The sequence below is a fragment of the Romboutsia sp. CE17 genome, assembly GCF_012317385.1.
GTDB lineage: Bacteria > Bacillota > Clostridia > Peptostreptococcales > Peptostreptococcaceae > Romboutsia_E.
Genome location: NZ_CP051144.1, coordinates 2504618 through 2518130 on the forward strand (window position 1 = coordinate 2504618; position 13513 = coordinate 2518130).

The 13513-nt window shown below is 29.4% G+C and carries 15 protein-coding genes; all 15 read right to left on the minus strand.

Translation table 11 applies throughout. The annotated features are described in order from the left end of the window. Positions 1–241 precede the first annotated feature (241 nt). The 15 genes from hemB to HF520_RS12010 are packed head-to-tail and all read right to left on the minus strand — an operon-like array spanning position 242 to position 13510. Positions 242–1213, minus strand: a complete 972-nt coding sequence (hemB, locus tag HF520_RS11940) for a porphobilinogen synthase (protein WP_168574238.1) — start codon at positions 1211–1213, stop codon at positions 242–244. A gap of 30 nt (positions 1214–1243) precedes the next feature. Beyond that, positions 1244–2749, minus strand: a complete 1506-nt coding sequence (cobA, locus tag HF520_RS11945) for a uroporphyrinogen-III C-methyltransferase (protein WP_168574239.1) — start codon at positions 2747–2749, stop codon at positions 1244–1246. Further along, entirely contained in the window at positions 2739–3644 is a 906-nt protein-coding gene (hemC, locus tag HF520_RS11950) for a hydroxymethylbilane synthase (RefSeq protein WP_168574240.1), read from the minus strand. The genes cobA and hemC overlap by 11 nt, the downstream gene beginning before the upstream one ends. A 27-nt stretch (positions 3645–3671) precedes the next feature. Next, positions 3672–4406: a cobalt-factor II C(20)-methyltransferase gene (locus HF520_RS11955; RefSeq protein ID WP_168574241.1), complete on the minus strand. Its 735-nt coding sequence runs from the start codon at positions 4404–4406 to the stop codon at positions 3672–3674. A 20-nt stretch (positions 4407–4426) separates the two neighbouring features. Beyond that, a complete protein-coding gene (locus HF520_RS11960; protein ID WP_168574242.1) occupies positions 4427–5227 on the minus strand; it encodes a sirohydrochlorin cobaltochelatase in 801 nt (266 codons plus the stop codon). Between the two features lie 14 nt (positions 5228–5241). Continuing rightward, on the minus strand, positions 5242–5997 hold the full coding sequence (locus HF520_RS11965; RefSeq protein ID WP_168574243.1) for a cobalt-precorrin-6A reductase: 756 nt from the start codon (positions 5995–5997) through the stop codon (positions 5242–5244). Positions 5998–6009: 12 nt separating this feature from the next. Further along, on the minus strand, positions 6010–6735 hold the full coding sequence (cobJ, locus tag HF520_RS11970) for a precorrin-3B C(17)-methyltransferase (RefSeq protein ID WP_168574244.1): 726 nt from the start codon (positions 6733–6735) through the stop codon (positions 6010–6012). Further along, positions 6732–7877, minus strand: coding sequence for a cobalt-precorrin 5A hydrolase (gene cbiG / locus HF520_RS11975; RefSeq protein WP_168574245.1), 1146 nt, complete (start codon positions 7875–7877; stop codon positions 6732–6734). The genes cobJ and cbiG overlap by 4 nt, the downstream gene beginning before the upstream one ends. Continuing rightward, positions 7861–8613 carry a cobalt-precorrin-4 methyltransferase gene (locus tag HF520_RS11980; protein WP_168574834.1) on the minus strand — a complete coding sequence of 251 codons (753 nt, stop codon included), beginning with the start codon at positions 8611–8613 and terminating at the stop codon, positions 7861–7863. The genes cbiG and HF520_RS11980 overlap by 17 nt, the downstream gene beginning before the upstream one ends. Then, on the minus strand, positions 8606–9178 hold the full coding sequence (locus HF520_RS11985; RefSeq protein WP_168574246.1) for a decarboxylating cobalt-precorrin-6B (C(15))-methyltransferase: 573 nt from the start codon (positions 9176–9178) through the stop codon (positions 8606–8608). Before HF520_RS11985 ends, HF520_RS11980 begins: the two co-directional genes overlap by 8 nt. Further along, positions 9168–9776 carry a cobalt-precorrin-7 (C(5))-methyltransferase gene (locus tag HF520_RS11990; RefSeq protein WP_168574247.1) on the minus strand — a complete coding sequence of 203 codons (609 nt, stop codon included), beginning with the start codon at positions 9774–9776 and terminating at the stop codon, positions 9168–9170. The genes HF520_RS11985 and HF520_RS11990 overlap by 11 nt, the downstream gene beginning before the upstream one ends. After that, positions 9773–10921: a cobalt-precorrin-5B (C(1))-methyltransferase CbiD gene (gene cbiD / locus HF520_RS11995; protein ID WP_168574248.1), complete on the minus strand. Its 1149-nt coding sequence runs from the start codon at positions 10919–10921 to the stop codon at positions 9773–9775. The genes HF520_RS11990 and cbiD overlap by 4 nt, the downstream gene beginning before the upstream one ends. 9 nt (positions 10922–10930) lie before the next feature. Then, positions 10931–11563, minus strand: a complete 633-nt coding sequence (locus HF520_RS12000) for a cobalt-precorrin-8 methylmutase (protein WP_168574249.1) — start codon at positions 11561–11563, stop codon at positions 10931–10933. After that, a complete protein-coding gene (locus tag HF520_RS12005; protein WP_168574250.1) occupies positions 11533–12438 on the minus strand; it encodes a GHMP family kinase ATP-binding protein in 906 nt (301 codons plus the stop codon). Before HF520_RS12005 ends, HF520_RS12000 begins: the two co-directional genes overlap by 31 nt. Position 12439: 1 nt before the next feature. After that, positions 12440–13510: a pyridoxal phosphate-dependent aminotransferase gene (locus HF520_RS12010; protein WP_168574251.1), complete on the minus strand. Its 1071-nt coding sequence runs from the start codon at positions 13508–13510 to the stop codon at positions 12440–12442. Between the last annotated feature and the right edge of the window lie 3 nt (positions 13511–13513).

The following is a 13513-nucleotide window of genomic DNA, read 5'->3' on the forward strand; positions in this document are numbered from 1 at the left end:
TTCCGTAGATTTCAATTGCGTAAATGAGATTTAATTATCAAGGCTCTATACTTAATATATTCTTTTATTAAATTAAAATATACTACTATGAAAATTAAATCAAAGGAGGGTATCAAGAATAAAAATATTAATTCAAAGGGTAATAAAAATTACTAATATTGTAACATACTTATTACAGTAAAATAACTAAGGGTAAGTGAGAAAGAATATAATATATACCTTCTCATTACCCCTTACAAACTTACCCTCTTATAATCTTAGCTAAATCTTTAGCAAAGTAGGTAATTATTATATCAGCACCAGCCCTCTTAATAGACATAACTGACTCATAAATAGCTCCTTCTGACAAGATGCCGTTCTTAACAGCAGATTTTAACATAGCATACTCACCACTAACATTATAAGCAGCAAGAGGTAATTCAAAATTATCCTTAACTCTTCTTATAACATCTAAATAAGAAAGAGCAGGCTTAACCATAAGTATATCTGCACCTTCTAATGCATCTAACTCAGCCTCAATTAAAGCTTCATTAGAATTAGCTGGATCCATTTGGTAGGTCTTTCTATCTCCAAAACTTGGAGCAGAATTAGCAGCCTCTCTAAATGGACCATAGAAAGTAGATGCATACTTAACACTGTAAGCCATTATTCCTATATTTTCAAAACCAGCTTCATCTAAGCCTTCTCTAAGTGCTGCTATTCTTCCATCCATCATATCAGAAGGTGCCACCATATCAGCACCAGCTTTAGCATGGCTTACTGCTATCTTAGTTAAGTATTCTAATGTAACATCATTTTTAACGTATCCATTTTCATTTAAGATTCCACAATGTCCATGGCTAGTATATTCACACATGCATACATCTGTTATTACATTCATTTCTGGATCTATCTCTTTTATTTTTCTTATAGCTCTTTGAACTATTCCATTATCGTTATATGCTTCACTACCACAAGCATCTTTCTCATGATCATGAGGTATACCGAATAATATTACATGTTCTATTCCTAAATCTTTTATTTCCTTTATTTCATCTTCTAGCATATCAACTGAAAAATGATATACATCTGGTAGTGAAGAAATTTCGCTTTTAACCCCTTCTCCCTCTACTATAAATAAAGGATAAATTAAATCTTCTACATTTAATTTAGTTTCTCTAACTAAATTTCTTATAGCCTTGTTAGCTCTTAACCTTCTAGGTCTTCTTAACATAATCTTCCCTCCAAAAGTATCAAATCAATACTAATCTACAGTAATTGCCTCTACAATCTTATCTATAGTAGCTTTTTCAGCTTCTTTATAGACATCTATATTTAATTCTCTTGCAGTAGCTGAAGTTATTGGTCCTATAGATATTACTTTCGAACTGTTTATTTTTTCTAAATTTTCTTCTCCTATAATTTCTACAAAATTTCTTACACTTGAAGAACTTGCAAAAGTTATATAATCTAACTCTTCTTTATCTAGTATATCTAAGATTTCATCCTTCCTACTAGTGTCTATTACACTTTCATAAGTATGAACTTCTTTTACAGTACAAATTTCACCTAACTTATCTAATAAATAATCCCTCGCATTCTTAGCCCTTGGTATTAATATCTTATCTTCTTTAGTTAATTTGTCTTTTAACTCATCATATAAAGACTCTGCCACAAACTTTTCTGGAACTATATCAGGATTTATTCCTCTAGATTTTATTTCCTTAGCTGTAGCACTTCCAATTGCACATACCTTTAAATTTGCTAAAGCTCTAGCATCTAAGTTCATTTCTTCTAACTTATCGAAGAAAATCTCTACAGCATTCTTACTTGTAAGAACTAAATATGTATAATTTTTTATATTATTAATTTCATTTTCTAACTCAATATTATTTTCCATCTTTTCTATTTTAATAGTAGGTATTTCTATTGGATTTCCACCTAAATCCATTATTTTTTCTACTATTGAACTACTTTGAGTTCTACTTCTAGTAACCATTATATTTTTACCGAATAATGGTTTATTTTCAAAGAAGTTTAGAGTATCCCTTAAATTAACTACACTTCCTATTGCTATTAATGTTGGTGGTTTAACATTTTCTCTTATAGCAGTTTCATAAACATCTTCTAGTGTAGAAGTTATTACTCTTTGGTTATACCTAGTTGCCCAACTTATAAGTGCAACTGGAGTATCTTTACATTTTCCTTCTTTGATTAGATTTTCACTTATTTTCTTTAGATTAGCTACTCCCATTAAAAATACAAGAGTTCCTCTAGTATTAGCTAAAGCGTTCCAGTTTATCTCAGGATTTTCTTTATCATCTTCTCTTAGATGACCTGTTATTACGTGGAATGAAGATGCATGGTCCCTGTGAGTTATAGGAATACCTGCATAGCAAAGTCCACCTATAGCAGAAGTTATTCCAGGAACTACTTCAAAATCTATGCCTTCTTCTTTTAAAAGTTGCCCTTCTTCTCCACCTCTTCCAAATACATAAGGGTCTCCTCCCTTAAGTCTTGTAACTATCTTACCTTCTTTAGCCTTATCAGCTATCACTCTATTTATATCATCTTGAGGAAGTGTATGATTACTAGATTCTTTACCTACATATATAAATTCACAAGTAGGCTTAGCTTCTCTTAAATAGTTTGAATTTGCTAATCTATCATAAACTATAACATCAGCATTCTTTATACACTCAAGTCCTTTTAGAGTTAATAGCTTATAATCTCCTGGTCCTGCACCTACTAAGTAAACTTTACCCTTCATAGCTTTCATACTCCTTTAAGATTAATTTTGCTAACTCTAATCCTGTTTCTCTTGGAAATTTTACATTACCTTCTAATTCTTTTATTATCAGCTTATGCCCTTCTTCATCTCCAAACAATCCTGTAAGCTTAATTTTATCTCCTTCTATTTTACAATAAGCTCCCATTGGAATATGACAACTTCCATTTACTCCATCCAAAAATCCTCTTTCAGCTGCTACTTGTATTTCTGTTTCTTTATCTTTTAGACAGTTTATTAAATTCTCTACTTCTAAATCATTATCTCTTATTTCTATTGCAAGAGCTCCTTGTGCTGGAGCAGGTACCATTATATCTGTTGGTATGTAATAGCTTATCCTATCACTCATACTAGCTCTTAGTATTCCAGCTGCTGCAAGCACTACTCCATCTAGATTTTCATCTTTTATTTTTCTTATTCTTGTGTCAATATTCCCTCTTATTGGAACTATTTCTAGGTCAGGTCTATGCTTTAGTAATTGATACTTTCTTCTCTTACTACCTGTACCTATTTTTGCTCCCTTTGGTAAATCATCTATACAGTTATATCCTTCTTTTAATACAAGAACATCTCTTGGATCTTCTCTTTTAGGTATACTTGCAAATTTCAAACCATTAGGTAAGCTAGAAGGCATATCCTTCATACTGTGAACAGCTATATCTATTTCTTTATCAATTAATTGTTGCTCTATTTCTTTTACAAATAATCCCTTATCCCCTATTTTGTCTAAAGATAAATGTTGTACTAAGTCACCTTTAGTTTTTATTATCTTTACTTCAAAATTAACTTCAGGGTTATGTTTTTTTAACTGATCTATTACCCAATTAGTTTGTGTAAGAGCCAATTTGCTTCCTCTGCTTCCAACTACTATCTTCATGACAAAATCTCCTTATATATAAGTCTTCTATCCTACTTTATTAACTAGTTTATCTAATTGCTTTTTATTATCTTTGTTTACTAGTATCGTTGAAAAGTATGATATTTTTTCTTCTAAGTGTGCATCTCTTAAGTCCGTATAAACTACTTCACTTTCTTGAGATGAATTGCTTACAAGTATTGCACTGTCTATTAGACCGAATTTTTCTAACTTATGTATAATTTCTTTGAAATTTTTATATACCTTCATTAATACTATACAACTATAGTTTTCTAATGCATAGTCAATTCTTTCTTCTTCCATAGTGCATGGTATTACTATTAATGGCTCTCTATCCATAACTAATGGGAAATTTTGATTAGAAGCTATATTTGAGAATGAAGATATTCCTGGTATAGTTTCTACTTCTATATCATCTATAAGTCTTTCCATTATATAAACGTAAGTACTATATATCATTGGATCTCCTAAAGTTACAAATCCAACATTTTTGCCAGACTTAACATCTCTGACTATTTCTTCAGCTATTTTATTCCAAGCAACTACCTTTTCTCCATCATTAAAATTCATTGGAAAATGCCTAGATTTTATTTCTAATTTATCTGGAATATATTTACTTACTATTGATAAAGCTAAGCTATCTCCACCTTTTCTTGACTCTGGTGTATATAATATATCTAAATTTTGTATTGTTTCTACGGCCTTTACTGTTAATAATGAACTATCTCCTGGTCCTGTACCTATTCCATAAAATTTTGCCATTATATCTTCCTCCTAATTGTTTAGCATATAACTTCTAATTCTTTTAATTGTTTTATACAATCATATGCATGCTTTACAAATTTATCTTGAATTTTATAATTTTCCCCTAATCCTTGTAAATGTACCTTAACTTCAAATCCTTGTTCTTCTAATATTGATTTCCAAGAATCTTCTTCATCTCCTGCCATATCATTTATTGCATGATCTCCTGCAACTAACATTAGTGGCATTAAGTTAACGATTTTTACCTTATTTTCTTTTAATCTTTTTATTACATTCTCTATTTCTGGATAACCTTCTACTGTACCTACATATCCATTTATCCCATGGTCCCTTAGCATATATTCTATTGCTGGATATGCGGCATGAGATTCATGGAAAGTTCCATGCCCCATAAATACTACAGCTTCATCATTTTCCATTTTTGGTATTTGAACTTCTAAAGCTTCAACTACTTCTTTATAGTCATCTATATAAGTAAGTAATGGTCTACCTAAAACTAATTTTTTAAATTTAGGCTTATAACTTTCTATTTGTGCTTTTAATTTATTAAATTCTTCCCCACAAATTATATGAAGCGTTTGCACTATAACTTCTTCATATCCTTCTTCATATAATTTTTCTAAAGCTTGTAATGGGTTGTTTATTTCAATTCCATCTCTCTTTTTTATTTTTCTGATTATCATATTTGAAGTATATGCTCTGTAAAAATCGTATTCGCTAAGTTCTGCGCTTATTTTCTTTTCACATACTTCTATTGTCTTTTTTCTTGTTTCATCATAACTTGTTCCGAAACTTACTACTAAAACCGCCTTCTTCATCCTGTGTAATCTCCCTAGATTTTTATTAAATTTCTTATTTCCTTCACATCATTTATAACTTTTGGATATTCTATATTTTCTCTTCTTATTATTACTACTGGTATATCAAGATGCTTTGCTGCATCAATCTTTTCTAAGAATCCTCCAGCAACTCCACTTTCCTTAGTTATTACTAAATCTATTTTGTATTGCTTATACATTTCAATATTTATAGTTTTACTAAACGGACCTTTCATAGCTATTATGTTATCTGCATTTAGTCCTAAATCTTCACAACTCTTTATAACTTCACTTGTAGGTAATACTCTTGCAATTAATTTTTTATCTTTTATAAGCTCCACATACTTATTTAAGTTCTTACTTCCACTTCCTATAAATATGTTATTTCCTCTTTTACTTGCTATACTACAAGCTTCTTCAATAGTATCTACTACAAAAATATTTTTGTATTCTATACCTTCTATAAGTGATTTTCTTTCATACCTTATGTATTCTATATTAGATTCACTTGAGCATTCTATTGCATTTTTAGAGACCTCTATAGCATAAGGGTGAGTTGCATCTATTATTAGCTTTACTTTATTTTCTTTTATAAAGTTCATCATTTCATTCTTATTAAGTTTCCCTAAAATAACATTCCTTGCATACCCTTTTGCTAAATCTTTTCCATATTCTGTTGTTACAGATAAAGTGTATTTTAAGTTAAATATTTTGTTTAGTTCACTGCATATTTCTAAGCTGTCTGAGGTCCCACCTAAAACTAATATCATATATATTCCTCCTTATACAGTGTATCCTCTAGGAGTTATCATCTTACCATCTTTTATAAAAGTACTCTTATTTCCTATAACAACCATAGTTGTCATATCTACTCTTTCAAAATCCATAGTATCGAATGTACAAATAAACTTTTCTTCTTTTTCTCTTCCTACGTCTTTAACTATTCCAACTGGGATAGATCCATCTTTGAATTCTCTCATTATCTCAAATGCTTTAGCTAAATGCTCGCTTCTCCCCTTGCTCCTTGGGTTATATAAGCAAACTACAAAGTCAGCTTCAGCAGCTAATTTTAATCTTTTTTCTATAACTTCCCATGGAGTTAATAAGTCGCTTAAACTTATATGACAGAAATCATGCATTATTGGTGCTCCTAATATTGCAGCTGCTCCTATACTTGCAGTTACTCCTGGAACTACTTTTACAGGTACCTCTTTTTCTTCTTTTGTAGTTAATTCAAGTATAAGTCCTGCCATACCATATATTCCAGCATCTCCACTACTTACAACAGCTACATTCTTACCTTCTTTAGCAATTTCAACTGCCTTTTTACATCTATCTATCTCTTGTCTCATCCCATTTGAAACAACTTCTTTATCTTCTATAAATTCATCTATTAAATTTATGTATGTTTTATATCCTACTATTACATCAGAATTTTCTATAGCTTTTATTGCTTCTATAGTCATCATATCTTTACTTCCTGGACCAATTCCTACAACATATATCATATCTTCAACCTCCCCGCTGAGAATGTAATTCCTTTGTATTTATTTTTTTCTATTATTAAATTACCATCACTTAATATGTGAGCTACTGGTTCAGCAACTGAGTATACTCCTACACTTTTTTTCACCCACTCTGATTTTTCAAATAAGTCATCTACCTTAGAGATATCTTCTGTTGATAAGACTTTAAAAGGTACTTTTAGAGCTTCACTTAAGTCTATGATGGCTTTTTCATCTTTCTTTACTTCTATGCTACCAATTTCTTTTATTGATTTTTTGTCTATATTATTCTTATGTATAAAGTCGTTTAGAGACTCTTGTAACAAGGAGCTATCTGTATCTCTTCTACATCCAATTCCTATTACTATATTTTTAGGTATTACTCTTATAATTTTGTAGTTATTCTTAAATGAATTATCCACTTCTAAGTATTCTTTGTTGCTTATAACTACAATTGTTTTTGAATTAATTTTATTCAATTTTTCTTCATCATATAGGCATTTATTTATACTCTTAGAATTATCTAATAATGTAAATCCTCTGGTATCAATATTGTTATATTCTCCATCCAAGTATAAACCTACAGAATCACCATTTACTAACATAGAGTTTATTAGTAATACATTGTCTCTAAAATTATCGATGTGTGCATTTAATTTTTTAGCTATCATATCTAAAGAAGATTTTTTATTTGTATCCGTAGCTGTAGTTATTACAGGATTAGAGTTTAGAAGTTCACTTATACGAAGTGTCATTTCATTTGCCCCACCCATGTGTCCACTTAGTAAACTAATTATATTAGTTCCTTTTTCATCAGTGACCAAAATAGCTGGATCAGAAAACTTACTAGTAACTAAAGGCGCGATTGTCCTAACTACTATTCCTGTTGCCATTATAAATACTATGTATTCATACTTATCAAATATCTCTTCTACAAATAATTTTAATCTTTTTTTTACAGTATAAAGCTCAGTCCCATCTTCTGAAGATTTGATTATATTTTCTTTTATTAATGATGTATTTTCATCCTTTTTGTTATTTATAAAGTAAATATCTCCATCATCTAATAGATTTTTTATTTTACAAGCTAACTTACGTCCATTTGCAGTGATACTAAGTATTGCTATATTAGAACCTATATTCATGTTTAAAATCCTTATCGTATAGTTTTGAGTTGTTATACTCTTTACCTAAGAATTCTCCTACCATTATTAAAGCAGTTTTAGTTATGTTGTTTTCTTTAACTTTCTTTGCTATATCTTGTAAGGTTCCTTTTATTATCTTTTCATCTGGCCAAGTAGCTTTGTAAACTACAGCTATTGGAGTAGTTTCTGGATATCCTCCAGATATTAATCTTTCAACAACCTTTTCAATCTCTTGAACTGATAAGAATATAACCATTGAAGTTTGATGCTTAGCAAAAGATTCTATTGATTCTTTTTCTGGTACTGGAGTTCTACCTTCCATTCTTGTTATTACTACACTTTGAGATATTTCTGGTACTGTATATTCTACTCCAAGGGCTGATGATGCTCCTAAAAATGAGCTTACTCCTGGTGTACAATCATAATCTATATCTAGCTTGTTTAATTCTTCGACTTGTTCTCTTATAGAACCATATATTGAGAAGTCTCCTGTTTGTAATCTAACTACAGATTTTCCTTCTTTTATTCCTTTTTCCATAACATCTGTTATTTGTTGTAAATCCATGTAAGCACTGTTATGTATTTCGCAACCTTCCTTACAATATTCTAAAAGTTCTGGGTTAACTAATGAACCTGCATATATTACAACATCTGCATTACTTAAAAGTTTATATCCTTTTAGCGTTATTAATTCTTTGTCCCCTGGTCCTGCACCTACAAAGTGTACTTTATTCATCATCATTATCTACTCCTTTTTCACAAGATATTATGTAAATTGGGTTTAAAGGTTTGAAATACTCTCCTCTTCCCAGTTTCTCTAGTTTAGAAACATTTAGAACTGATACATCTAAATTTCTAAATCCGTACTTTCTTAATAAATTTAATGTTTGGTAAAAGGTGTCTACTATTATAAAGTTAGCTACTAATCTTCCACCTTTTACTAATAAATCTTTCGACCATAGTATAATTTCTTCAAGATTGTTGCCTGTACCTCCTAAGAATATTGCATCTACCTTTTTATTTATTTCGACAGGTGCATATCCTTTTATTATTTCTACATTTTTTAAGTTAAATTTCTCAACATTTTTATTTATTAAATCTAAAGCATCATCATTTCTTTCTATTGCTTTAACTTCTAAATTAGGGTAATGATATGCTGCTTCAACAGTTACACTACCTGTTCCTGCACCTACATCTATAAATCTTTTAGCATTAGCCAAATTAAGTTTATTTATAGATATAGCTCTTACTTCTTCTTTAGTAATAGGTACTTTCCCTGTTATAAATTCACTATTTTTCATCTAATATCACCACAACATTCATGTCAAATTTTTCTATCTTAAGTATTTCTTCTGGACTTCCTATTGTAATTTTTTCGCTATCATAAGATAAATTTTCTCCAACTACAATAGTTTTCTTTAAGCCTCTATTTATAATCTCTTTACTAATTTCATGAGGACCTATTTTGCTATCTGTAACCATACATACTTTTTTATGAGATAATATGTAATCAAAATCAGGTACCTTTCCATGACTACTAGTTATATATAAATCGTTCATATCTACATATATTTTTGAAAATATATATTGTAAAGAACTTATTCCAGATACTATATTCAAATTTTTATTATCAATATTATTAGATAAATATTTTCCTATTCCATATATAGATGGATCACCTGATGCTATAACAGATATTTGCTTATGTTTGTTGGCATTTATATATTCTAAAATTTCCTTTAAATTAGATGCCATTTCAATCTTTTCGCCCTTAAAGTTTTTTATAGTTTCTAAATTTCTTTTTCCACCAATTAAAATCTCAGACTCCATAATTAACTTTTCACCTAACTTAGTTATATAACTTTCGTTTCCCGGACCTAATCCGATTATATTTATCATCTAAATACCTCCACTAAACTATCTGCATTATCTGATTTTCCAAGTAGTGTTTTATCCATTGAGAATATCATTACTTCCACATCTATTTCTTCATCTAATAAATATTGTTCTATTTTTAACTTGCATTTGTTGCTTATTAAATTGTAAAAATCTTTGTAATTACTTTCATTTATAATTTCTACTGCAGCTTCAGCAGTAACACAACCTTCTATCCTCTTTAAAAATTCATATGGTGCTCCCATCATAGCCAAGTTAGAGATTAGTATTTCACTTCTTGCATCAGCTATTTTACTGTGAGTGTTAAAAATACCAGCAGATATTTTTATGTACTTTCCTATATGACCTACCATAAGTATTTTTTTAAATCCAATTCTTTGAGCTTCTTTTAACATATATCCTACAAAGTTACTAGTTCTCACTACATACTTCATATCTAGGTTTAGTTTTTCTTTTATAAACTTCTCTCCATGATTACCTGGAACTAGTATTATACTTTCTAACCCTTGAGCTTTTTTCATTTCTAACTCAATTGATAAAGATTTTTTCCATCCTTCATCACTCATAGGTTCAACTATTCCAGTTGTCCCAAGTATAGAAATACCTCCTATAATTCCAAGCCTTGGATTAAATGTTTTCTTTGCTATTTCTACACCTTCTGGAGCACATATTGTTATTTTTAAAGATTTACTTTTTCCAAGATTATACTTAAAATCTTCACCTATAACTTTTCTAACTTCACTATTTATCATTCTCATTGGAACTGGATTTATAGCCGGTTTTCCTACTTCAACACTAAGACCTTTTTTAGTAACAACCCCTACACCTATTCCTCCCTCAACTATAATATCTTCATCATTAGTTCTATCTATCAGTTCTACTTCTGCATATATATGCATACTATGAGTTGCATCAATATCGTCTCCTCCATCTTTTTCAATGGAGCATTTTGCTTTATTTTCAGTAAGCTCTATATTGCAAACATTTAATGATAGCGGTATTCCTTTTGGTGTATCTATATTAATCTTATCTATTTTATTTTTAGTAAGCAGCATATGAGTTGCTGCCTTAGATGCTGCTGCAGCGCATGAGCCTGTTGTATATCCTCTTCTATATTTTTTTCCATCAATATATACATACTCTTCCATAATACTTACCTACATAGAATATAAAATAGCATTTATTATAGCAGCAGCTAAATTACTTCCACCTTTTCTTCCCTTAGAGATTATGTATGGTATATCAGTTTTTTCTAATTCATCTTTAGATTCTGCTGCTCCAACAAATCCTACTGGAACTCCTACAACTGCATCTATATCAAGGTTACCTTCATTCTTCATTTCCATAACTTTATATAAAGCTGTTGGCGCATTACCAAGCACAAATATTTTCCTTCCTGGAGTTTTAGCTGCTACCTCTACTGCTGCCATAGAGCGAGTTATTCCTTTTTCTTTTGCAAGATCAGCTACTTCTTCATCTGCCACTAAGCATTTAAAGTCACAATCTAAAGCTGATAATTTTCTTTTATTTATTCCACTTAAAGCCATGTTTGTATCTGTAAATATTGTAGCTTTATTGTTTAATGCATCTACTATAGAGTCTACTGCTTTATCAGATATTTTTAATATATCTAAGTATTCAAAGTCTGCTGTAGTGTGTATTGCACGCTTTATAATTTTTTCTTCTACTTCATTTTTAAACTCATACCCTGGTCTAATTTCATCAATTATACCTTGTATAATTTCAAAACTTTTACTCTCTATCTCCATAGGATTTTTGATGTATTCCATTGTGTACCCTCCTTTATTCCTCCATCAATTATGTCTGATGAATATATTTTTTTATAAAACTTATGTAAATTTTTATTTCTTATTAATTCAATTAATCTTTCTTCATTCATAGCCTTATCTAGTAAGATACCTACTACTGTTCCACTGTGGGCTACGTTTACTCCATAAGCACCATAGTTTTTAGATATTTCTATGATTTCTTTTAAGGCTACTTTTTCATGTATATTTTCATTAGCTAAACTACTTATATTGCACGCTTGACCTACTAGATTTAAGTCATTTTTCTTAATTCCATCTTCTAATAAGCAAAAAGCTTCTCTAATTAAATCTTTATTTTTTAATTTAATTTCCATGTAGTTTGGAGTTTCTCTTATTTTTTTAGTGTTTAAAATTATGTTAGGCTCTAGTATTAGAACTTTAGCATTTCTAACATTTCCTAAGTACTTTATCACTTCCCCATTCAAAGGATTAAATATATTAGCCTCTTCTATAAAAATAGAATCAGTTGGTTCTATTTTAGATGCTAGCTTTGATATCTGCTCACTAGTCATGCTTTTTCCTATAAGTGATAAAGTAGCCATTATTGTTGCTCCTATGTCAGCTGTAGAGCTTGCCATTCCTTTACCTATTGGTATTTGACTATTTATATTTAAAGAAATATTTTTGCTTTCTTTAATTGGTAAATTAAAATTTTTAAAAACCATTTCTATTGCTCTTCTTGATTTTGATGGACCTAATATTACATTTTCTAGTTTTTCTTCTACCGTAGCTATTGAGTATAGGTCTATTGCATAAGAACATAAGTACTCTTCTTCGCTTATATAACCTTGTACAAATTCTCCACAGGATGCTGGGCACCTTCCATAAGACTTCATTTTAGTATCCTAGCACTTTCTTTAGTTCTTTTATTAAAATCTCATTTTCACTATGAGATTTAATAGCTATTCTTATATAACTTTCATCTAATCCTATGAAATTAGATGCATCTCTTATAAGTATATTACTTTCTATAAATAGCTTTTCTTTTATATCGTTGGCTTTATTTTTCTTTAATCTTAGTAATATAAAGTTTGTATCAGTGTCATAAAGTTCTATAGAAGGTATTTGACTTAATTCTTTAGTCAAGAAATATCTTTCTTTTATATAGTACTCTTTGCTTTCTTTTATATAATTTTCATCCTTAAAAATATAGTTAGATAGATTATCCGCAAATGAATTTATAGTCCAAGGTTCTTTATAAGTATATATTTTCTCTATTATTTCTTTGTTACTTGTAACTCCATATCCCAATCTTAGACCAGGCATTCCAAAAAATTTTGTAACAGCTTTTAAAATAAATATATTTTCATATTTTTCTACATATTTAATTAAAGAGTATTTTTCTTCATGTTCAACAAACTCCATAAAGGTTTCATCAACTATTAATAACTTATTATTTTCTACAATAAGGTGTAGTACTTTTTCTAAGTTTTTAACCTTACCATTTGGATTATTTGGATTACATACAAATAAGCTATCAAAGTTATTTATATTTGATTTAAGGTTTTCTAAGTTTATTTCAAAGTTATTATTTTTATCTAAGTTTAAATGAAGTATATCTAATCCATTCAATTCCGCACTTCTCTTATATTCAGAAAAGGTTGGATTAAATATTGCTAATCTTTTATTTATACTTTTCATTAATAAATATATAATCTCGGTTGCTCCATTACCTGGTATTATAAATTCTGGCTTTACTTTTATATAATCTGATATATTTTTTCGTAATCTTGTATAGTTTATATCTGGGTAACTAGTACATTCTTTAAGGCCTTCTAAGATATAACTCTCTAAATTAGGTATTAATTTAGGATTTATATTTGAACTAAAATCTAAAATATCCTTTGGATTTTTATTATATTTAATTGCCATTATCTCAGTATTAGCCCCATGTCCTAAATCTTTCATCCA

Bases quoted from the DNA above. Each gene is read 5' to 3' on its own strand.
- cobJ (WP_168574244.1), bottom strand. From the start codon at position 6,735: ATGATATATGTTGTAGGAATTGGTCCAGGAAGTAAAGATATGATGACT.
- HF520_RS12010 (WP_168574251.1), bottom strand. From the start codon at position 13,510: ATGAAAGATTTAGGACATGGGGCTAATACTGAGATAATGGCAATTAAA.
- HF520_RS12005 (WP_168574250.1), bottom strand. From the start codon at position 12,438: ATGAAGTCTTATGGAAGGTGCCCAGCATCCTGTGGAGAATTTGTACAA.
- HF520_RS11960 (WP_168574242.1), bottom strand. From the start codon at position 5,227: ATGAAGAAGGCGGTTTTAGTAGTAAGTTTCGGAACAAGTTATGATGAA.
- hemC (WP_168574240.1), bottom strand. From the start codon at position 3,644: ATGAAGATAGTAGTTGGAAGCAGAGGAAGCAAATTGGCTCTTACACAA.
- HF520_RS11980 (WP_168574834.1), bottom strand. From the start codon at position 8,613: ATGAATAAAGTACACTTTGTAGGTGCAGGACCAGGGGACAAAGAATTA.
- cobA (WP_168574239.1), bottom strand. From the start codon at position 2,749: ATGAAGGGTAAAGTTTACTTAGTAGGTGCAGGACCAGGAGATTATAAG.
- hemB (WP_168574238.1), bottom strand. From the start codon at position 1,213: ATGTTAAGAAGACCTAGAAGGTTAAGAGCTAACAAGGCTATAAGAAAT.
- HF520_RS11990 (WP_168574247.1), bottom strand. From the start codon at position 9,776: ATGATAAATATAATCGGATTAGGTCCGGGAAACGAAAGTTATATAACT.
- HF520_RS11965 (WP_168574243.1), bottom strand. From the start codon at position 5,997: ATGATATTAGTTTTAGGTGGGACCTCAGACAGCTTAGAAATATGCAGT.
- HF520_RS11985 (WP_168574246.1), bottom strand. From the start codon at position 9,178: ATGAAAAATAGTGAATTTATAACAGGGAAAGTACCTATTACTAAAGAA.
- HF520_RS12000 (WP_168574249.1), bottom strand. From the start codon at position 11,563: ATGGAATACATCAAAAATCCTATGGAGATAGAGAGTAAAAGTTTTGAA.
- HF520_RS11955 (WP_168574241.1), bottom strand. From the start codon at position 4,406: ATGGCAAAATTTTATGGAATAGGTACAGGACCAGGAGATAGTTCATTA.
- cbiG (WP_168574245.1), bottom strand. From the start codon at position 7,877: ATGAATATAGGTTCTAATATAGCAATACTTAGTATCACTGCAAATGGA.
- cbiD (WP_168574248.1), bottom strand. From the start codon at position 10,921: ATGGAAGAGTATGTATATATTGATGGAAAAAAATATAGAAGAGGATAT.